Origin of the sequence: Pseudomonas sp. SCT, assembly GCF_003864275.1 — a bacterium.
Taxonomy (GTDB): Bacteria; Pseudomonadota; Gammaproteobacteria; order Pseudomonadales; family Pseudomonadaceae; genus Stutzerimonas; species Stutzerimonas stutzeri_AE.
In genome coordinates this window covers 173,543-192,366 of sequence record NZ_BDJA01000004.1, presented here as the reverse complement: position 1 = coordinate 192,366, position 18,824 = coordinate 173,543, and the positions used below count along the sequence as shown (strand labels likewise).

Annotated in this window: 18 protein-coding genes; 7 read left to right on the top strand and 11 right to left on the bottom strand. The window is 63.2% G+C overall.

All coding sequences use genetic code 11. From position 1 onward, the window contains the following. Positions 1-42 precede the first annotated feature (42 nt). From spoT to BHD08_RS11995, 4 genes are all read right to left on the bottom strand, one after another. Positions 43-2,151 carry a bifunctional GTP diphosphokinase/guanosine-3',5'-bis pyrophosphate 3'-pyrophosphohydrolase gene (gene spoT / locus BHD08_RS12010; RefSeq protein ID WP_015278474.1) on the bottom strand — a complete coding sequence of 703 codons (2,109 nt, stop codon included), beginning with the start codon at positions 2,149-2,151 and terminating at the stop codon, positions 43-45. A gap of 60 nt (positions 2,152-2,211) precedes the next feature. Continuing rightward, positions 2,212-2,475 (bottom strand): DNA-directed RNA polymerase subunit omega, encoded by a 264-nt coding sequence (rpoZ, locus tag BHD08_RS12005; RefSeq protein WP_015278473.1) that lies wholly within the window; start codon positions 2,473-2,475, stop codon positions 2,212-2,214. 114 nt (positions 2,476-2,589) lie between these two features. Beyond that, positions 2,590-3,210 (bottom strand): guanylate kinase, encoded by a 621-nt coding sequence (gene gmk, locus BHD08_RS12000; RefSeq protein ID WP_125022501.1) that lies wholly within the window; start codon positions 3,208-3,210, stop codon positions 2,590-2,592. 69 nt (positions 3,211-3,279) lie between these two features. Further along, positions 3,280-4,143: a YicC/YloC family endoribonuclease gene (locus tag BHD08_RS11995; RefSeq protein WP_125022499.1), complete on the bottom strand. Its 864-nt coding sequence runs from the start codon at positions 4,141-4,143 to the stop codon at positions 3,280-3,282. A 151-nt stretch (positions 4,144-4,294) separates the two neighbouring features. On the opposite strand from BHD08_RS11995, the gene rph reads away from it, so the two are divergent. Both rph and BHD08_RS11985 read left to right on the top strand, forming a co-directional pair. Continuing rightward, entirely contained in the window at positions 4,295-5,017 is a 723-nt protein-coding gene (gene rph, locus BHD08_RS11990; protein WP_106156069.1) for a ribonuclease PH, read from the top strand. Positions 5,018-5,034: 17 nt separating this feature from the next. Further along, a complete protein-coding gene (locus BHD08_RS11985; protein ID WP_106156068.1) occupies positions 5,035-5,403 on the top strand; it encodes a DUF4870 domain-containing protein in 369 nt (122 codons plus the stop codon). A 70-nt stretch (positions 5,404-5,473) separates the two neighbouring features. Here BHD08_RS11985 and BHD08_RS11980 read toward each other — a convergent pair whose 3' ends face one another. Beyond that, positions 5,474-6,253 (bottom strand): exodeoxyribonuclease III, encoded by a 780-nt coding sequence (locus tag BHD08_RS11980; RefSeq protein WP_015278468.1) that lies wholly within the window; start codon positions 6,251-6,253, stop codon positions 5,474-5,476. A gap of 85 nt (positions 6,254-6,338) precedes the next feature. On the opposite strand from BHD08_RS11980, the gene pyrE reads away from it, so the two are divergent. The 3 genes from pyrE (at position 6,339) to BHD08_RS11965 (ending at position 9,269) form a co-directional block, all read left to right on the top strand. Next, positions 6,339-6,980, top strand: a complete 642-nt coding sequence (pyrE, locus tag BHD08_RS11975; RefSeq protein WP_125022497.1) for an orotate phosphoribosyltransferase — start codon at positions 6,339-6,341, stop codon at positions 6,978-6,980. A gap of 20 nt (positions 6,981-7,000) precedes the next feature. Further along, positions 7,001-7,594 carry a DUF4124 domain-containing protein gene (locus BHD08_RS11970; RefSeq protein WP_177412670.1) on the top strand — a complete coding sequence of 198 codons (594 nt, stop codon included), beginning with the start codon at positions 7,001-7,003 and terminating at the stop codon, positions 7,592-7,594. Positions 7,595-7,793: 199 nt separating this feature from the next. After that, the gene (locus BHD08_RS11965) at positions 7,794-9,269 is read left to right on the top strand and encodes a DUF3360 family protein (protein ID WP_015278465.1); all 1,476 of its coding nucleotides are present in this window, start codon (positions 7,794-7,796) and stop codon (positions 9,267-9,269) included. 57 nt (positions 9,270-9,326) lie between these two features. Here BHD08_RS11965 and argB read toward each other — a convergent pair whose 3' ends face one another. From argB to coaBC, 4 genes are read right to left on the bottom strand one after another with little or no spacing between them, the layout of a single operon-like run. Beyond that, positions 9,327-10,229 carry an acetylglutamate kinase gene (gene argB, locus BHD08_RS11960; protein WP_125022495.1) on the bottom strand — a complete coding sequence of 301 codons (903 nt, stop codon included), beginning with the start codon at positions 10,227-10,229 and terminating at the stop codon, positions 9,327-9,329. 15 nt (positions 10,230-10,244) lie between these two features. Continuing rightward, positions 10,245-12,818, bottom strand: coding sequence for a phosphomannomutase/phosphoglucomutase (locus tag BHD08_RS23355; RefSeq protein WP_125022493.1), 2,574 nt, complete (start codon positions 12,816-12,818; stop codon positions 10,245-10,247). Positions 12,819-12,859: 41 nt separating this feature from the next. After that, complete coding sequence (gene dut / locus BHD08_RS11950) at positions 12,860-13,315, bottom strand: dUTP diphosphatase (RefSeq protein ID WP_122098788.1); 456 nt, start codon at positions 13,313-13,315, stop codon at positions 12,860-12,862. Between the two features lies 1 nt (position 13,316). Continuing rightward, complete coding sequence (gene coaBC, locus BHD08_RS11945) at positions 13,317-14,525, bottom strand: bifunctional phosphopantothenoylcysteine decarboxylase/phosphopantothenate--cysteine ligase CoaBC (RefSeq protein WP_125022491.1); 1,209 nt, start codon at positions 14,523-14,525, stop codon at positions 13,317-13,319. A gap of 139 nt (positions 14,526-14,664) precedes the next feature. Between coaBC and radC the strand changes: the two genes are divergently transcribed. Continuing rightward, a complete protein-coding gene (gene radC, locus BHD08_RS11940; protein ID WP_125022489.1) occupies positions 14,665-15,339 on the top strand; it encodes a DNA repair protein RadC in 675 nt (224 codons plus the stop codon). A 3-nt stretch (positions 15,340-15,342) separates the two neighbouring features. On the opposite strand, the gene BHD08_RS11935 is transcribed toward radC, so the two are convergent. Then, on the bottom strand, positions 15,343-16,686 hold the full coding sequence (locus BHD08_RS11935; protein WP_125022487.1) for a hypothetical protein: 1,344 nt from the start codon (positions 16,684-16,686) through the stop codon (positions 15,343-15,345). A 3-nt stretch (positions 16,687-16,689) separates the two neighbouring features. After that, the gene (locus tag BHD08_RS11930; RefSeq protein WP_125022485.1) at positions 16,690-17,133 is read right to left on the bottom strand and encodes a PaaI family thioesterase; all 444 of its coding nucleotides are present in this window, start codon (positions 17,131-17,133) and stop codon (positions 16,690-16,692) included. 118 nt (positions 17,134-17,251) lie between these two features. Between BHD08_RS11930 and BHD08_RS11925 the strand changes: the two genes are divergently transcribed. Continuing rightward, a complete protein-coding gene (locus BHD08_RS11925; RefSeq protein ID WP_125022483.1) occupies positions 17,252-18,778 on the top strand; it encodes a 3-hydroxyacyl-CoA dehydrogenase in 1,527 nt (508 codons plus the stop codon). The last annotated feature ends 46 nt before the right edge of the window (positions 18,779-18,824 follow it).

Genomic DNA, 18,824 nt, shown 5'->3' with positions numbered 1-18,824 from the left:
CAGCCGTGGCGCTTTGCTGATGGGTCGGAGTCGACGGGGAGGTCAGGCCTTGACGCGGGTGATGCGGGTGACGCCCTTGATGGCGCGCAGCTTCTTGATCACCCGGGCCAGATGCACGCGATCATGCACGCTGACCACCAACTGGACGACGCTGATGCGGCCGTCGCGCTCGTCCATGCCGATCTTCTCGATGTTGCCGTCGGCAGCATTGACGCTGCCGGCCAGCAGCGCGATCAGGCCGCGCTGGTGCTCCAGCTCGACGCGCAGCTCGACATTGAACTCGCCGGTGACATCCTTCGACCACGACAGCTGGATGCACTTGTCCGGGTTGTGGCGCACATCGGCGATGTTCCGGCAGGTTTCCAAGTGCACGACCATGCCCTTGCCAGCCGACAGGTGCCCGACGATGGGGTCGCCCGGGATCGGTGTACAGCACTTGGCGTAGTTGAGCACCAGCCCTTCGGTACCGCGAATCGCCAGCGGGCCTTCGAGCGCTGGCGCCTGCTCGTCGTCGCGCAGGATCAGCCGGCGCGCGATCACATAGGCCATGCGGTTGCCCAGGCCGATGTCTTCCAGCAGATCCTCGACGTATTCCATGTGGTACTCGGTGAGTACCTGCTGGATGCGTTCGGGACTGATCTTTTCCAGGCTGGTCTCGAAGCCGCTTAGCGCCTTGCTCAACAGGCGCTCGCCGAGGTTGATCGACTCCGAGCGGCGCTGCAGTTTCAGTGCGTGGCGGATATGCGTGCGCGCCTTGCCGGTGACGACGAAGTTCAGCCAGGCCGGATTCGGCCGCGCGCCCGGTGCGGTGACGATTTCCACCGTCGAGCCGCTTTCCAACGGTTGTGACAGCGGAGCCAGACGGCGGTTGACGCGACAGGCGATGCAGGTATTGCCGACATCGGTGTGCACGGCATAGGCGAAGTCGACTGCGGTGGAACCCTTGGGCATCTCCATGATGCGGCCCTTGGGGGTGAAGACGTAGACCTCGTCGGGGAACAAGTCGATCTTCACGCTCTCGATGAATTCCAGCGAGTTGCCGGCGCGCTGTTGCAGCTCCAGCACACCCTTGACCCATTGCCGGGCGCGGGCATGGGTGCCCTTGGGTACTTCGTCCTCGGGGGACTTGTACAGCCAGTGCGCGGCGATGCCGTTGTTGGCCATCTCTTCCATCTCGCGGGTGCGGATCTGGATCTCGATGGGCACGCCGTGCATGCCGAACAGAGTGGTGTGCAGGGACTGGTAGCCGTTGGCCTTGGGAATCGCGATGTAGTCCTTGAAGCGGCCCGGCAGCGGCTTGTACAGGCTGTGCACCGCGCCCAGCACGCGATAGCAGGTGTCGGCCTTGTCCACCACGATGCGGAAGGCATAGACGTCCATGATCTCGTGGAACGCCTTGCGTTTGCCGCGCATCTTCTTGTAGATGCTGTACAGGTGCTTCTCGCGCCCCAGCACCTCGCCGTCCAGGCCTTCGCGCTCGAGGCAGTGAATCAGCGACTGTTCGATCTTCTCGACGATCTCGTTGCGGTTGCCGCGGGCGCGGCGTACGGCAGCGCGAATGCGCTCCGAGCGCATCGGATGCATGGCCTTGAAGCCCAGATCCTCGAACTCCACGCGCATGGTGTGCATGCCCAGCCGGTTGGCGATGGGCGCGTAGATCTCCAGGGTTTCCTTGGCGATGCGCCGGCGCTTTTCCCCGGCCAGCACTTCCAGCGTGCGCATGTTGTGCAGGCGGTCGGCGAGCTTGACCAGGATCACGCGAATGTCGCGGGCCATGGCCATGGCCATTTTCTGGAAGTTCTCGGCCTGGGCTTCAGCCTTGGTCTCGAAGTTCATCTGGGTCAGCTTGCTGACCCCGTCGACCAGCTCGGCCACGGTTTCGCCAAACTGCGCGACCAGGGCTTCCTTGGGAATGCCGGTGTCTTCGATGACGTCATGCAGCATCGCGGCCATCAGACTCTGATGGTCCATATGCATGTCGGCGAGGATGTTGGCTACCGCGAGGGGATGGGTGACGTAGGCTTCACCGCTACGCCGGCGCTGCCCGTCGTGGGCCTGCTCGGCATAGAAGTAGGCGCGGCGAACCAGGTTCACCTGGTCCGGGCCTAGGTAGGTCGATAGGCGATCCGCAAGCGCGTCTATGGCTGGCAAGACAATGCTCCTTGCCAGCAGGCTTCGATGTTATCGGTTCGACTTCGACCTGGCATTTATTCAGATGGCCTCGTTCGGCTCTTCCTCGTACTGGGTGAAGAGCGGTTCGTCGTCGACGATCTCGTCCTGTGCAATGACATCGTAGTCGACCAGGCCGGAAGCGATTTCGCGCAGGGCGACGACGGTCGGCTTGTCATTTTCCCATGGGACCTTGGGCTCCTTGCCACCGGTGGCCAACTGGCGCGAGCGCTTGGTAGCGAGCATGACCAGCTCGAAGCGGTTATCGACGTTGTCCAGGCAATCTTCAACGGTAACGCGGGCCATGGTTTTCCTCATCAGTAGCGGTAGAGCGTGCCCGAATGGGCGAGCGGACGGAGTAGTCTAAAAAATCACCAGCCTTAATGGAAGCGCTGTTTCTGCGGGCTGTGCGCAACCGAGCTACGCCAGCAGTTCGCCGAGCAGGCGGGCATGGCGTTGCTGCTGGGTCGTCTGTATCAGCTGGTTGGCGCGGAAGATCGATTGCAGGTCAATCAGCGCGTGCGCGAAGTCGTCGTTGATCACCAGGTAGTCGTACTCGACGTAGTGGCTCATCTCGCTGACCGCTTCGCGCATGCGCTTGTCGATAATCTCGTCGCTGTCCTGACCGCGGTTGTTCAGGCGCTGGCGCAGGGCCTCCTGGGTCGGTGGCAGGATGAAGATCGACTTGGCCTTTGGCATCAATCGACGCACCTGCTGCGCGCCCTGCCAGTCGATTTCCAGGATCAGGTCGAAGCCTTCGGCGAGGGTGTCTTCCAGCCAGCGCTGCGAGGTGCCGTACAGGTTGCCGAATACTTCGGCATGCTCGAGGAACTCGTTGCGCTCCAGCCGGGTGACAAAATCCTCACGACTGACGAAGTGGTAGTTGACCCCGTCAACCTCGCCCGGGCGCATGGCGCGGGTGGTGTGGGAAACCGACACCCGCACCTGCGGTTGTGCGTCGACCAGCGCCTTGACCAGGCTGGTCTTGCCGGCCCCGGAAGGCGCGGAAACGATATAGAGCGTACCGGTGGTGGCGGACATGACGGGTTCCTGGAAAGCGCTATGAATGCTGTGGGACAAAAATAGACCAGCCGCCAAGGCGGCTGATGGTTATTCGAGGTTCTGCACCTGCTCGCGCATCTGCTCGATCAACACCTTGAGGTTGACCGCGGCCTGGGTGCTGCGCGGGTCGAATGCCTTCGAGCCGAGGGTGTTGGCTTCGCGGTTGAGTTCCTGCATGAGGAAGTCGAGGCGGCGTCCGGCCGCACCGCCGGTCTTGAGCACTCGGCGCACTTCCGTCACATGGGTGCTGAGTCGGTCGAGCTCTTCGGCGACATCACTCTTCTGCGCCAGCAGTACCATTTCCTGTTCGAGACGCTGCGGCTCGAGTTCGGCGCGCATCTCGGCGAAGCGGTCGAGAACCTTCTGACGCTGGGCTGCAAGCATCTGCGGCACCTGCTCGCGCAGCGTGGCGACTTCTTCGAGGATGCTGTCCAGGCGCTCGTTGAGCAGCTTGGCCAGCTCCTCACCCTCGCGGCGGCGGCCTTCCTTCAGCTGTTCGAGGGCGTCGTGGAACAGCTGCAGAGCACTCTGGTTGAGCGCCTGCGGGTCGAGCGCATCGCCAACCAGCACGCCTGGCCAGCTAAGCACCTGCAGGGGATCGATGGCCGCGGGTTGGCTGATCAGCGCAGCAACGCTCTCGGCGGCCGCGATCAATTGACTGGCGCGTTCGCGGTCGACCTGCAGCGCGGTGCGGTTGTTTTCTTCGGAGAAGCGCAGGGTGCATTCGACCTTGCCGCGCGAGAGGCCTTTGCGCAGGGCATCGCGGACCGCGCCTTCGAGGTCGCGGAAGGCTTCCGGCAGGCGCAGGTGCGGCTCCAGATAGCGATGGTTGACCGAGCGTATTTCCCAGCTGAGGGTGCCGTGGGTGCCGGCCTGCTCGCTGCGGGCAAAGGCCGTCATGCTGTGGACCATCGGGGATACCTCTCGAATGGGGGCTGCGAAAGGCGGAGGATTGTAAAGTAAAACCAGCCATCACTGCAGCGATGGCCAGACGGCCGCGACCCTTTTCCGTGGTAATGGGCTCTATAATGCCGTTCACTTTCTTCTCTAGCAGGACGTATCCATGAAGCGACCCAGTGGCCGTGCCGCCGATCAGCTGCGCTCGATCCGCATCACCCGCAACTACACCAAGCACGCCGAGGGTTCGGTGCTGGTGGAGTTCGGCGATACCAAAGTGATCTGCACGGTCAGCATCGAAACCGGCGTTCCACGCTTCCTGAAAGGGCAGGGTCAGGGCTGGTTGACTGCGGAGTACGGCATGCTTCCCCGCGCTACCGGTGAGCGGAACCAGCGTGAGGCTTCGCGAGGCAAGCAGGGTGGACGCACGCTGGAGATCCAGCGTCTGATCGGTCGCTCGCTGCGCGCCGCTCTGGATATGAGCAAGCTTGGCGAAAACACGCTGTTCGTCGATTGCGATGTGATCCAGGCCGACGGCGGTACCCGCACCGCATCGATCACCGGTGCCATGGTCGCGCTGATCGATGCACTCAAGGTGCTGAAGAAGCGTGGCGGTCTGAAGTCGGGCGACCCGATCAAGCAGATGATCGCGGCGGTTTCGGTTGGTATCTATCAGGGCGAGCCGGTGCTGGATCTGGATTATCTGGAAGATTCGGCGGCCGAAACCGATCTGAACGTCGTGATGACCGACGCGGGCGGCTTTATCGAGGTGCAGGGCACGGCCGAGGGGGCACCGTTCCATCCTGAGGAACTCAATGCGATGCTGGCTCTGGCCCATGATGGCGTGCGCCAGCTGTTCGAGCTGCAGCGCGCGGCGCTGGCGGACTGAGCAAGAGGTGGCGCGAAATGACCGATCAGGATCTTGTGCCGTTACCCAGTCGCGAAGCGCGCCAGTGGGCGATGTTCTGCCACTACTCGGCGTTCTTCTGGTTTCTGGCGCCGATGATCGGCAACGTGATCGGTCCGCTCATCGTCTGGCAGCTGAAGAAGGACATGGATCCCTTCGTCGATCAGCAGGGTAGGGAGGCGCTGAATTTTCAGCTGACCTTCAGCATCGCGATGATGATCTGCGGAGTGCTGGCCTGGATCCTCATCGGCTTTCCGCTAATGGTGTTGGTGAGCGTGGTGGCGCTGGTGCTGGTGGTGATCGCCGGCATTCGCGCCAACGAGGGCAAGCCCTACCGCTATCCGTTCTGTTGGCGGATCGTCAAATAGGACTGCTTCGGCCCTTTGGTTGACAGCTGAACGGCGGCCGACACATTTCGCGCCGGTCGCCAATGCGGGCTTACAGGCTCAGCGTCCAGTCGTAATCGACGATCAACGGCGCGTGCTGGGAGAAGCGCGGCTGGCGCGGCAGGCGCGCGCTGCGTACGAAGCGGCGCAGGCCGGAGGTGAGGATCTGATAGTCGAAGCGCCAGCCGAGGTTGAGCATTTCGGCTTGCTCGGTATCCGGCCACCAGCTGAACAGATCACCCTCGCGATTGACCTCGCGCAGCGCGTCGATATAGCCCATGTTGCCGAAGATCTCGTCCAGCCAGGCGCGCTCGGGCGCGAGAAAACCCGGATCCTGCTGGCAGTCGCGCCAGTTTTTCACATCGAGCTTCTGATGGGCGACGTATAGGGAGCCGCAGTAAATGTACTCGCGGCGCTTGCGGCGCTGCTTGTCCAGATAATGGGCGAAGTCGTCCATGAACTTGAGCTTGTGGTTCAGATTGGCGTCGCCGCCATGGCCGGACGGCACCAGCAGGCTGGCAATGCTGACCTTGTCGAAGTCCGCCTGCAGATAGCGCCCGTAGCGATCGGCAGTTTCGAAGCCCAGTCCGGTAATAACCGCTTTCGGCTGCAGCCGGGAGTAGAGCGCCACGCCTCCCTGCTCCGGAATCTCGGCATCGCAGGCATAGAGAAAATAACCGTCCAGCTGATAGGCCGGATCGTCGAGTTCCAAGGCAGAGGCGCGGGTATCCTGCAGGCAGATGACATCGGCATTCTGCGCTTGCAGCCAGCTGAGCAATCCTCGCTGTGCCGCCGCTTGAATGCCATTCACGTTGACACTGATGATCCGCATAAATGGCCCCTAAAAACACGTGCGTGTATGATAACCCAAGCTCTCCGCAATTAGCTAAAACAGTGGTTTTCCGGGAAATTTCTTCATGCAGGCGTACCAGCGCGAGTTCATCCGCTTCGCCATCGAGCGCGGCGTGCTGCGGTTCGGTGAGTTCACTCTCAAGTCGGGCCGCACCAGCCCATATTTCTTCAATGCCGGCCTATTCAACAGCGGTGGCGCGCTGGCTCAGCTCGGGCGTTTCTACGCTTCGGCACTGATGCAGAGCGGTCTGGATTTCGATGTGATCTTCGGTCCGGCCTACAAGGGGATTCCGTTGGGTGCTGCGACCGCCATTGCGCTTGCCGAGCAGCATCAGCGCGACCTGCCGTGGTGCTTCAACCGCAAGGAAGCGAAGGATCACGGCGAGGGCGGCACGCTGGTCGGTGCGCCGTTGGTCGGTCGTGTGCTGATAGTCGATGACGTGATTACCGCAGGCACCGCGATCCGTGAGGTCATGCAGATCATCCAGGCACAAAACGCCGAGGCGGCCGGTGTGCTCATTGCCTTGAACCGCCAGGAAAAAGGGCAGGGTGAACTGTCGGCGATTCAGGAAGTTGAACGTGATTATCGAATGCCGGTAATCAGTATTGTGTCCCTGGAACAAGTACTGGAATATCTCGCCGATGACGTTCAACTAAAACAATACCTGCCGGCGGTACAGGCTTACCGCGAGCAGTATGGAATCTGAACCAGGATAGGTATTCATTCATGCGTATTTCGGTAGCCGGTCGTTCGCTGCTCCTGCTGGGTATCATGTGCCCGGTATTGGCCTCGGCTGCCGAGTTGTATCGCTATGTTGATGAGCGTGGGGTAGTCGTGCTCGATCGCCACGGCGTGCCGCCGCAGCATATCTCCCGCGGCTACCAAGTGCTCAATGAGCAGGGGCGGGTGGTGCGTGAGGTGCCGCCGGCGCCCACTGCCGAGGAATTTGCCCGGTTGCAGGCGCAGAAGGCGCGCGATGCGTCAGATGCGCAATTGCTGCGGTTGTATGCCAGCGTCGAGGATGTAGAGCGGGCTGAAACGCGCAAACTTTCCGAACTGGACAGCGTGATTGGCTTGTCTCAGGGGAACCTGCAGTCAATCCGCAATCAGCGCAGCAGCCTGCAGAAGCAGGCTGCCAATCACGAGCGAGCCGGGCGCAAGGTGCCCGACAATCTGATGGCGCAAATATCGAATCTGGAGAAGGAAGAACATAGTCTGTTGCGCGATCTCCAGCGCTTCGAGAAGGCGCGCGCCGAGGCCAAGGTAAGCTTCGCTGATGACCGCCAGCGCATCGCTGAGCTACTTGGCCAGGCTCGATAAGCGAGCGTTTGGCTTTCTCCAGCTTGCCCCGCGTAGCAGGTTCTCTTGTCCCCTATGGCTAAACGCCATCCTTCGGATCCTAATGTGTAGCTTGCTTGCTATCACAACGGCCGCTCTATCTCAATAGTTTCAAGGTAGGGATGAGTTCAAGAGGGGCAGTCTGTACCGTTGCGCAAATTTTTCGGTATGGCTGACTAGCATGAATGATAGGGACCTACGCAGTTATCAGGAGCTTCACAAGCCGAAGGGAAATTTCGCAACTCGCTCTGAGTACCTGGAGCACGAACTGGAGATCATGGCGCCGAAACGTTGGGGCATAAACCTGCCGTTTCGCGACTATCGTTTCGAGTACGAAGACTGGGTGCCAGCCATGGCGGCGACCATCGGCAAGATCGTCATGGTGGCAGCGGTAGTCGCTGCGTTCGCCGGGCCGATGGGCCTGTCCAACGAGTTCGTCATCGAGAACGCCCGCTACGAGATGCTGATCGCCGCGGTGCTGTTCGTGGTGCTGTTTTCCGGCTTTCTCAATCCCACCGCCAACCTGGCCGGTACCCACGGCCCGCTGATTCCATTGATTCCGTTGATCGTCGCGTCGGGCGGACACCCGATGGCATTGGGCATCATGGTTGGGGTGCTCGGCTTCACCCTGGGGGTGTTCAAGGGTGGCAGTCTGCTGGCGCGGCTGACCAGTGACGGGGTGTGCGGCGGCCTGTTGCTCTATCTCGGTTTCATCGGCATCACGTCGCAGATCAAGAAGCTGTTCGGCTGGGCGGACAGCTTCGACATGGGCTACATCGCCTTCGTCGTGGTCTTTGCGACCATTGTGATGTACGCCTATCTGGAGCATATCCGCATGCGTTGGCTGGCGATTCCGCTGGGCTCGGCCCTGGCTGCGCTGATCGCGTTCGTGATGGGCGCCCCGTTCGAATTTACCACCGAGCCGGGCATACCCAATCTGAATCCGATGTACTGGTGGGGCGAGACCACGGGCTGGCAGATCGGCCTGCCGGACCTGCATCATTTCATCGCCGTCGCGCCGTTTGCCGTGTTGGCGGTAGCGATGTGGTCGCCGGACTTCCTCGGCCATCGCGTGTTTCAGCAGCTCAACTATCCGCCGAAGGCGAAGAAAGTGCTGATGAACATCGACGACACCATGTGCGTAGCGGCCGCACGGCAGATCGTCGGCACCTCGTTGGGTGGCGGCAACCTCGCGTCGTCCTGGGGTACTTTCATGGTGCCGGCCGCGATCGCCAAGCGGCCGATTCCCGCCGGTGCATTGCTCACCGGCCTGCTCTGCGTGGTTGCAGCGTTGTGGGGCTATCCGATGGACCTGGCCATCTGGCCGCCGGTGCTGAGTGTGGCGCTGATGGTCGGCGTGTTCCTGCCACTGCTGGAAGCCGGTATGCAGATGACCCGTGAAGGCAAGACCTCGCAGTCGGCGGCCATCGTGATCTTTTCCTCGGCGCTGGTTAACCCGGTGTTCGGCTGGTCGCTGACCGTGCTGCTCGACAACCTCGGACTGATCGGTGACAAGGAGCGCGGTCAGTCGCTGAGTCACCTGCATCGTTGGGTGATCCCGACGATCGTGTTCATCGTGCTGTGCGCGGTGATGCTGGGTATCGGCATGTTCCCGGGTATCCCGGCGATGCTCGAGTCCTTCCGCATCGATCTCTGAGTTTCGAACGCGCGATAAAAAGGGGAGCCCAGGCTCCCCTTTTTCGTTGCGTTGCTGTCAGCGCTGGCTGTTGGTGATCAGCGTGCCGACTCCGACGTCGGTGAAGATCTCCAGCAGCACTGCGTTGGGCACGCGACCGTCGATGATGTGCGCGCTATTGACGCCACCCTGCACCGCTTCCAGGGCGCAGCGGATCTTCGGCAGCATGCCGCCGTAGATCGTGCCGTCAGCGATCAGCGCGTCGACCTGCGCAGTAGACAGTCCGGTCAGGACGCTGCCCTGCTTGTCCATGAGGCCGGCGATGTTGGTCAACAACATCAGCTTCTCGGCTTTCAGCGCCTCGGCCACCTTGCCGGCGACCAGGTCAGCGTTGATGTTGTAGGACTCGCCGTTCTCGCCCACGCCGATCGGTGCAATCACCGGGATGAAGTTGCCTTTGACCAGCATCTCCAGCAGTTCCGCGTTGACCCCGGTGACTTCGCCGACATGGCCGATATCGATGATTTCCGGCTTGGTCATCTCCGGCGTCTGACGGGTCGCTTTGAGCTTTTTCGCGCGGATCAGGCCGGCGTCCTTGCCGGTCAGGCCGATGGCGCTGCCGCCATGCTGGTTGATCAGGCTGACGATGCTCTTGTTGACCTGGCCGCCGAGGACCATCTCCACCACGTCCATGGTCTGGCTGTCGGTGACGCGCATGCCGTCGATGAAGTGGCTTTCGATGTTCAGGCGCTTGAGCAGGTCGCCGATCTGCGGACCGCCGCCGTGCACCACCACCGGGTTGATGCCTACCGCCTTCATCAGCACGATGTCACGCGCGAAGCCAGTCTTCAGCTCCTCGCTTTCCATCGCATTGCCGCCGTACTTGATGACCAGCGTCTTGCCGACGAACCGGCGGATGTAGGGCAGCGCCTCGGACAGTACCTTGGCGAATTGGGTGGCAGCTTCACGGCTGAGGGTCATGCAGGGCTCCGCAAATCAGAACGGCAGTTTGAGGTCGGGTGCAACGTTGAGCAGTTGTGCGCGGAAAACATCCTGAATACGGCGGAGTTCTTCCTCGCTGTCGGCCTCGAAGCGCAACACCAGGACCGGTGTGGTGTTCGATGCGCGAATCAGGCCCCAGCCCTTGGGATAGTCGACCCGCACACCGTCGAGGGTGATCAGGTTGGCTTCGCCCCACTGAGCGTCGCGTTGCAGGGCGTCCATGATGGTGAATTTGCTTTCCTCTGTCACCGTGATGTTGATCTCCGGTGTCGAGATATCGCAGGGGAACGCAGCGAACACCTGCTCGGCGTCGCGCTTGTCCTGGCTGAGGATCTCCAGCAGGCGCGCGGCACTGTAGATGCCATCGTCGAAGCCGAACCAGCGCTCCTTGAAGAAGATATGGCCGCTCATTTCGCCAGCCAGCAGCGCGCCGGATTCCTTCATCTTCTTCTTGATCAGCGAGTGACCGGTTTTCCACATCACCGGGCGACCGCCGTAGCCGCTGATCAGCGGGGTCAGGCGGCGGGTGCATTTGACGTCGAAGATGATGTCGGCGCCGGGATTGCGTGAAACGACGTCCTTGGCGAACAGCATCAGCAGGCGGTCGGCATAGATCATGGTGCCGGCGTTGGTCACCACCCCTACGCGGTCGCCATCGCCGTCGAAAGCCAGACCTAGATCGGCCTTCTCCGACTTCACCTTGGCGATCAGATCGACCAGGTTCTCGGGCTTGCCCGGGTCCGGATGGTGGTTGGGGAAGTTGCCGTCGACATCGCAGTACAGCGGGATCACGGTGCAGCCCAGCGCCTCGATCATGCGCGGGGCGATGACGCCAGCGACGCCGTTGCCGCAGTCGACTACCACCTTCATCGGCTTGGCCATGGCGATGTCGCTGCGAATCTGCTGGAAGTAGCGTTCAAGCACGTCGACCTGCTCGACCTTGCCGACACCGCTGGACAGATCGTTGTTCTCGATGCGTTTGCGCAGGGTCTGGATCTGTTCGTTGGCCAGGGTGTCGCCGGCGATGACGATCTTGAAACCGTTGTAATCCGGCGGGTTGTGGCTGCCGGTAAGCATCACACCGGACTTGCCGGCGAGGATGTTCGCTGCGTAATAGAGCACCGGAGTCGGCACCATGCCGATATCGCTGACGTCGCAGCCGCTGTCGAGCAGGCCCTGGATGAGGTGCTGGACCAGTTCGGGACCGGACAGCCGTCCGTCGCGGCCAACCGACACATTGGGTTCACCCTTGGCGAGGCTTTCGGACCCGATGGCGCGGCCGACCCAGTAGGCGGTTTCGGTGGTCAGGCTGTCGCCGACGACGCCGCGGATGTCATAGGCGCGGAAGATACTGGCTGGCAAGTTCGGGGCTTTGGCGCTGCTCATTGCGGTTTCTCGCTCCTTGGTGTCGAGGCCAAAAATGTCCTGGTCCTCGTCGAGAATATCGATGTCGAGAATATCGGTCTCCGGCAAGCGCGGATCGACGTACTCGGTAGGTTTGGCGGGCCGAACGGCGGGAGCCGCGGCGGGTGCCTGGGTCGGAGCCGGTCCGGCGGGGCGGACGGGCAGTCGGACCATGTTCCTGGCCAGTGCGTCGAGGACCGGCAGGCTCAAGGCCGGTACTTGGATGGTCTTGCCGGTAGAGAGTTCCTGCAACAGGCGGCTGATCTGCATTACGTCTTCGCGCAGCTTGCGTTGCTGACTGCCAAGCACCAGTTGCAGGCCGATGAGCATGCCGGCGAGTGCCAGCAGCGCGGCTCCAATCAGCAACAGCGGTGAAAGCGTCGCCTGCGCGGCTTCGCTGCCGGGGAGGTAGACCAGCTTCCAGTTGGCGTTGCCGCTGGAAAGGGTCACTGCTGTGGCACCCTCCGTCGGCGCGCCGCGTTGCAGCAGCAACTGTTCCGGTGTGCCGGAAAACTGCTGAGTCAGGCGCAACTGGCCAGCCTCGGTGGGCAGCGCCGGCAGCGTCGCGAAAAGACGCTCGAGGTCACTGACCAGCAGCAGGGTGCCGCGTATCGCTTGCTGACCCTCCGCACGCAGCGGCACGGCGCTGTACAGCAGCCAGCGGTTGTCGACCTTGTAGGCTTCCGGCGCCGGTGACTGGCCGGCTTCGACGCGTTGTAGCAGGTCGAGCGCTGCGAAGTTAAGCGGCCCCGGGCGATTGGTATCCGGTACGGCTCTGCCGCGTATGTTCAGGTGGACATCGACAACGCCGGGCAGCTGCAGCAGACGCTGTTCGGCATCGCGTCGGCGCTCGGCATCGCCGCGCAGCACATCGGCCAGTTGCTGGCGGTCCACCAAGGCCTGAGTCTCGGCCCGCTGTTGCCGCAGTGCCTGCTGCAGCGCACCGGCCTGACTCTGGCCCCAGGCTTGGGAAAGTTGCGCCTGTTGTTGCTGTTGCGCGTTTTGCAGGCCCAGCCACAGTAGCGCCGCGGCTGCGCCCAGGCCGATCAGGCCGCTGGCAAGGCCGCCTAGCAGTGGTTTGATGGTGACGCCGGCGGGCTTGGTACGGGTACTGGCCGGGTTCAGTACGCCTGAATCCTTGGCGGTGCGCTTGAAGAGTGCCATGAAGCTCCTCGGATCATCCTGAAAGGTAAGCGGTGCGTTACTCAGTGACTGCCGGAGTGCCCAAAGCCGCCGGCGCCGCGATCACTGCTGTCGAAACTGTCGACCAGCTCGAAGCGGGCCTGCACCACCGGCACCAGCATCAGCTGTGCGATGCGTTCGCCAACGGCGATGGTGAAGGCGCTCTGGCCGCGGTTCCAGCAGGACACCATCAGCTCGCCCTGGTAGTCCGAGTCGATCAGTCCGACCAGGTTGCCGAGCACGATACCGTGCTTATGGCCCAGGCCCGACCGCGGCAGGATCAGTGCTGCGAGTCCGGGATCGCCGATGTGAATGGCCAGTCCGGTTGGAATCAGCAGCGTCTGACCCGGTTCAAGGACGGTATCGCTCTGCAGCATGGCGCGCAGGTCGAGCCCAGCCGAGCCCGGTGTCGCATATTCGGGAAGGGGGAAGTCCTGGCCTAGGCGAGGGTCGAGAATCTTGGCTTGGAGTGCGTGCATGTCAGGACTCTTTGTAGCGGTCGGCGATAAAGGCCACCAGTGCGCGGGCAATGTGTCCCTTGCTGGCCTGGCCGAAGCGGGTTTCATGTTGCTGGCGGTCGATCACGCTGACCGCATTGTCTTCGCTGTTGAAGCCGATGCTGGGGTTGGCCACATCGTTGGCGACGATCAGGTCGAGATTCTTGTCGCGCAGCTTGCGCGTGGCGTACTCCAGCAGGTTCTCGGTCTCTGCGGCGAAGCCGACACAGAACGGGCGGTCCGGGCGGCTGGCCAGGGTGGCGAGGATGTCCGGGTTGCGCACCATCTGCAGCAGCAGGCCGTCACCGGTGCTGGGATCTTTCTTCAGCTTGTGCGGAGCCACCACTTCGGGACGGTAGTCGGCAACAGCGGCGGCGGCGACGAGGATGTCGCAGGGCATCGCCGCCTCGCACGCGGCGAGCATGTCGCGCGCGCTGACCACGTCGATGCGCTGCACGCGGTCGGGCGTTGGCAGGAATACCGGACCGGTCACCAGGGTGACTCGGGCGCCGGCTTCGGCGGCCGCCTCGGCCAGGGCGAAGCCCATCTTGCCGGAGCTGTGGTTGGTGATGTAACGCACCGGATCGATGTTTTCCTGGGTCGGCCCGGCAGTGATCAGCAGGTGTCTGCCGGTCAGCAGGCCGGTTGCGAAGCAGTCCGCGGCGGCCTGAGCGAGTTCGTCCGCCTCGAGCATGCGGCCCATGCCGACATCGCCGCAGGCCTGGCTGCCGGAACCGGGGCCGAACAGGCGAATACCGCGCTCCAGCAGCAGTTCACGATTGGCCTGCGTGGCGGGATCGGCCCACATCGCCTGGTTCATGGCCGGTGCCAGCGCGACCGGGGCGTTGGTCGCCAGCACCACGGTGGTCAGCAGGTCATTGGCGATGCCCTGGGCGAGGCGGGCCATGAGGTCGGCGGTGGCCGGGGCGATCAATACCAAGTCGGCCCAGCGCGCCAGTTCGATGTGCCCCATGGCCGCTTCGGCGGCGGGGTCGAGCAGGTCCAGATGGACCGGGTGACCGGAGAGCGCCTGCAGGGTGAGCGGCGTGATGAACTCGCGCCCACCCTGGGTCATCACCACCCGGACTTCAGCTCCGTGGTCGCGCAGCCGGCGGACCAGTTCGGCGCTCTTGTAGGCGGCGATGCCGCCGCCGACGCCCAGGACGATGCGTTTACGATACAGCCGCTGCATAGGCCTGCCTTGTTGACTTGTAGGGACTGTCCGGAGTGAGAACCAGGTCAGAACACGCCCGATACCCCGGAAAAATGACGGGCTAAGATAGCACAGCGCCCACAGCGGAAAAGTGGGCTTGCTCAGACAGGGAGAGGACATGAGCATACGTGACTGGCCGGCGGCGGAGCGGCCGCGGGAAAAGCTACTGGAACAGGGCGCCGCCGCGCTTTCCGACGCCGAATTGCTGGCGATATTCCTGCGCACCGGCGTCGCCGGCAAGAGTGCGGTGGATCTGGCGCGGCACCTGCTCGCCGAGTTCGGCAGCCTGCGCGCGCTGCTGGAGGCGGATCTCGATCAATTCAGCGCACACCTGGGGCTTGGGCCGGCGAAGTTCGCCCAGTTGCAGGCGGTATTGGAGATGGCGCGCCGGCATCTGGCCGAACGACTGCGCCGTGATTCGGCGCTGGAGTCGCCGCAGGCGGTGCGCGACTATCTCAAAGCGCGCCTGCGCCACGAGCCGCATGAGCTGTTCGGCTGCCTGTTTCTCGATTCCAAGCATCGCGTGTTGGCCTTCGAGGTGCTGTTCCACGGCACCATCGATGGCGCCAGCGTCTACCCACGGCAGGTGGTCAAGCGCGCCCTTGCGCAGAATGCGGCGGCGGTGATCCTCACGCACAATCACCCGTCCGGTGTGGCCGAGCCGAGCCAAGCCGATCGTCAGCTGACTCAGCGCTTGAAAGAGGCGCTGGCGCTGATCGATGTGCGGGTGCTCGATCACTTCATCGTCGGTGACGGCGAGCCATTGTCGATGGCCGAGTACGGCTGGATGTGAGCGCTACGCCAGCAGCGGCACCAGCAACAGCGGCCCGAGTACCAGCAGCACGAAACGGCCGTTCCAACCAAAGGCGATGCGCCACGGCGACAATTGCGCGTGGCGCGCCAGCATCAGCGCGGAAGGCCCATAGGGCGACAGCAGCATGGCCAGGGAGAAACCGACCAGCAGCGCCACTGCGGGCTGCATGATCGCCACCCCATGTCCGGCCAGTTGCGCCAGCACTGCGGCGCACAGACTCAGCGAGATGATCGGGGCGACGCCGAGCAGAGCCAGGGCAATGATCGCGAGCATGCCGGCGCTGCCGAGTCCGAACAGCGCCAGCGGTGTGCTGCTGAAGTGGCTAGCCAGGCGTTCGACCGGGATCAGTACCGCAGTGAGCCCGCCGAGCAGGGCCGAGCAGGCGAAGATGAAGGTCTCGTTGCGTATGCCGGCGAGGGTGTCGCGCACTTCGCTATAAACAGCCTTCGGTGCTCCACCCTGATACAGCAGCATCCCTGTCACAGCGAGCGGCACCAGCAGCATGGCCGCCTGGGTTGCCGACAGCCAGGTCAGGTTGGCCAGCAGGGCGATCAGCAGGACGCCGACCAAGCTGCCGCAGAGCAGGCCGCGCAGTCCGTCGGCCGTGTCGGCTGGCGCCACCGTTTGCACCGACTCAGCGGTGGGCTGCAACTGCCGCAAGCGGCGGTTCTCCATTGGCCAGCCAACGACCAGAAGGATGGCGCCGCAGAGCAGGCCGAACGGTAGCAGGGCGCTCCAGCTCAGGCCGGGCAATTCGCGGGTGAGGATTGCCACGGCCACGCTGGTCGGTGCCAGCAATGGCACCAGGGCGAAACCACGGAGCGCCGTAACCATTACGCCCCTGGCACCTTCGCGGCGCTGTTGCTGGTTGTACGGCTGCCGCTCGAGATAGCGTTCCAGCGAACCGCAGACGAGATTGAGCATGCCGAAGCTCAGCACCGAGCTGATCGCAAAAGTGCTGAACAGATAGCTCGGATAAAGACTGGCGCGGGGCAGCCGCAACAACAGCCGATGCAGCTCACCGAGCTGTGGCAGCCGCCTGACTGCGCAGTGTGCAAGGCCGAGCGCACCGATAAAGGCGGCGTAGTAGGCTGCTGACGAGAGCATTCGCTGGGCCTGCTGCCAGTCGGGTTGGCCGAACAGCATCCAGTAGCCGAGCAGTCCCAGGGTGACCAGTCCGAGCCGGCGCGGGTAGGGCATCAGCGAGCGCCAGTGCCAGACGAAGAACAGCACCAGCAGCGCACCGCTGATCACGCTCAGTAGCGACAGATGGGTGGCCAGGGCAAGCAGCTCGCAGACGAGTGCCAGTGGCAGCAGGGCGAGCATCGTTCAGGGCAGCTCGTTGCGCAGTTTGCCGCGCTTGTAGACGCCTTCACCGAACGCCAGCAACCGATCCTGTTCATCGAGCAGGTCGCAACTGGCCATAAATACCTTGTGGCCCGCGGAGCGACAGACGGCCACGGCACGGATGCGGCTGCCGACCGGCGCCGGTGCGCTGAAGTTGACGTTCATCGACAACGTGGTCGCCACGCGACGCTGCTCCGGCTGTTCGACCCAGGTTCCGCAGAGCCCCATCGCCACGTCCAGCAGGGTAGCCGTGACGCCGCCGTGCAGGTTGCTGGCGTTGTTCAGGTGGCGCGGCTGTAACAGCAGCTCGACGACCACGCGCTCCGGACCGTACTCCCTCAGGCGGCAGCCGAGGTCCTGGAAGAACCCGGTCAACGAGCTTTCAACCTGCTGAAGTGTCGCGGCGGGATAGGGCTGATCTGACATGAACGAGCGGTTCGCTGGCTGACTTGCGCTGGAGATTGGCAGTCTTTACGCTCACGGTCAATTCGATGGAATCTTATTCCGCACTGCGAAATATCGCATTGCTCGTGAGGAGGTTTGCATGTTTGAGCGTATCGGCGTCGTCGGCGCAGGAGCCATGGGTCGCGGAATCGCGCAACTGTTCGCCGGCGCCGGCAAGCAGGTGTGGCTGCACGATTCACGCAGTGAGTCGATCAGTGACGCGCTGCGCTTCAACCGCGAGCTGCTCGAGCGTGGCGTGGCCAAGGGGCGGCTGAGCGTTGCCGAGCTGGACGCCACGCTTGCGCGCATGCAGGCGGCCCCCGCGCTGGCCGATCTGTCCGGTTGCGATCTGGTGATCGAGGCGATCGTCGAGAATCTCGAGATCAAGCAGGCGTTGTTCGTCGAACTGGAAGCACTGCTCGCCGAGGACGCGGTCCTTGCCACAAATACCTCCTCGCTTTCGGTCACGCGTATTGCCGCTGCCTGTCGGCTTCCGGGGCGGGTGGCGGGTTTTCATTTCTTCAACCCGGTGCCGCTGATGAAGCTGGTCGAGGTGGTGCGCGGCGAGCGCAGCGATCCGCAGGTCATCCAGCGGCTGGTAAAGCTGGCCGAAGAGGCCGGGCATTTTCCGGCGATCACCCCGGATACCCCCGGTTTTCTGGTCAATCACGCCGGTCGCGCCTACAGCACCGAGGCCCAGCGCATTCTCGCCGAGGGCATCGCCGATGCCGAGCAGATCGACCGCATCCTCCGCGACGGGCCGGGCTTTCGCATGGGGCCTTTCGAGCTGTTCGATCTCACCGGGCTGGATATTTCCCATGCGGTGATGGAGTCGGTGTACCAGCAGTTCTATCAGGATCCGCGCTATACGCCGTCGTATCAGGCGGCGCAGCGGGTTGCCGCAGGGTTGCTCGGACGCAAGACCGGGCAGGGCTACTACCGCTACGAGAAGGGTCAGCAGATCCGTACGCCGGAGCCACAGTTCTCGCCGGTCCGCATCGAGCGGCCGTTCTGGTTGGACAGTCAGGATCCGGCGTTGCGTTCGCAGCTGGCAGCCTTGTTGCAGGCGGCCGGTGCGCAGCTTGAATCGGGCGAGGTGCCATCGGCGCGCGCCATTTGCCTGATCACTCCCTTGGGCGAGGATGCCAGCAGCATGATCGCCCGGCTTGGTTTGCCAGCGGAGCGCTCTGTCGCGCTCGACCAGTTCTGCGATTTCGACCGACGCCGGGTGCTGATGCGTCAGCCAGCGCTTGCTGCGGCGATTGAAGCGCAGGCACGGCAAGCGCTGGGTAGCGATGGTGTGCCGGTCGAGGTGATCAACGACTCGCCCGGCTTCGTCAGCCAGCGCGTGGTTGCGAGCATCGTCAATCTGGGCTGCGAGATCGCCCAGAAGGGCATTGCCGACCCTCAGACGCTGGACCGCGCGGTCACCCTGGCGCTGGGTTATCCGAAAGGCCCGCTGGGATTCGCCGAGCACTACGGTGCGGCGCGAATCCTTGCCATCCTGCAAGCCATGCAGGGCTGCTATGGCGGCGAGGCGCGTTACCGTCCTAGCCCCTGGTTGCGTCGACGCGTGCAGCTATCGCTGCCGCTGACCGCAGCCGATCAGCCCGCCGCGCTGCGGTGACGGATGTCCCGACCGGTGGGTGGGGGGGACGGCTTCAGTTTGTGCG

Coding starts and splice junctions, on each gene's coding strand:
- rpoZ (WP_015278473.1), bottom strand. CDS start 2,475: ATGGCCCGCGTTACCGTTGAAGATTGCCTGGACAACGTCGATAACCGC.
- gmk (WP_125022501.1), bottom strand. CDS start 3,210: ATGTCCGCCACCACCGGTACGCTCTATATCGTTTCCGCGCCTTCCGGG.
- BHD08_RS11995 (WP_125022499.1), bottom strand. CDS start 4,143: ATGGTCCACAGCATGACGGCCTTTGCCCGCAGCGAGCAGGCCGGCACC.
- rph (WP_106156069.1), top strand. CDS start 4,295: ATGAAGCGACCCAGTGGCCGTGCCGCCGATCAGCTGCGCTCGATCCGC.
- BHD08_RS11985 (WP_106156068.1), top strand. CDS start 5,035: ATGACCGATCAGGATCTTGTGCCGTTACCCAGTCGCGAAGCGCGCCAG.
- BHD08_RS11980 (WP_015278468.1), bottom strand. CDS start 6,253: ATGCGGATCATCAGTGTCAACGTGAATGGCATTCAAGCGGCGGCACAG.
- pyrE (WP_125022497.1), top strand. CDS start 6,339: ATGCAGGCGTACCAGCGCGAGTTCATCCGCTTCGCCATCGAGCGCGGC.
- BHD08_RS11970 (WP_177412670.1), top strand. CDS start 7,001: ATGCGTATTTCGGTAGCCGGTCGTTCGCTGCTCCTGCTGGGTATCATG.
- BHD08_RS11965 (WP_015278465.1), top strand. CDS start 7,794: ATGAATGATAGGGACCTACGCAGTTATCAGGAGCTTCACAAGCCGAAG.
- argB (WP_125022495.1), bottom strand. CDS start 10,229: ATGACCCTCAGCCGTGAAGCTGCCACCCAATTCGCCAAGGTACTGTCC.
- BHD08_RS23355 (WP_125022493.1), bottom strand. CDS start 12,818: ATGGCACTCTTCAAGCGCACCGCCAAGGATTCAGGCGTACTGAACCCG.
- dut (WP_122098788.1), bottom strand. CDS start 13,315: ATGCACGCACTCCAAGCCAAGATTCTCGACCCTCGCCTAGGCCAGGAC.
- coaBC (WP_125022491.1), bottom strand. CDS start 14,525: ATGCAGCGGCTGTATCGTAAACGCATCGTCCTGGGCGTCGGCGGCGGC.
- radC (WP_125022489.1), top strand. CDS start 14,665: ATGAGCATACGTGACTGGCCGGCGGCGGAGCGGCCGCGGGAAAAGCTA.
- BHD08_RS11935 (WP_125022487.1), bottom strand. CDS start 16,686: ATGCTCGCCCTGCTGCCACTGGCACTCGTCTGCGAGCTGCTTGCCCTG.
- BHD08_RS11930 (WP_125022485.1), bottom strand. CDS start 17,133: ATGTCAGATCAGCCCTATCCCGCCGCGACACTTCAGCAGGTTGAAAGC.
- BHD08_RS11925 (WP_125022483.1), top strand. CDS start 17,252: ATGTTTGAGCGTATCGGCGTCGTCGGCGCAGGAGCCATGGGTCGCGGA.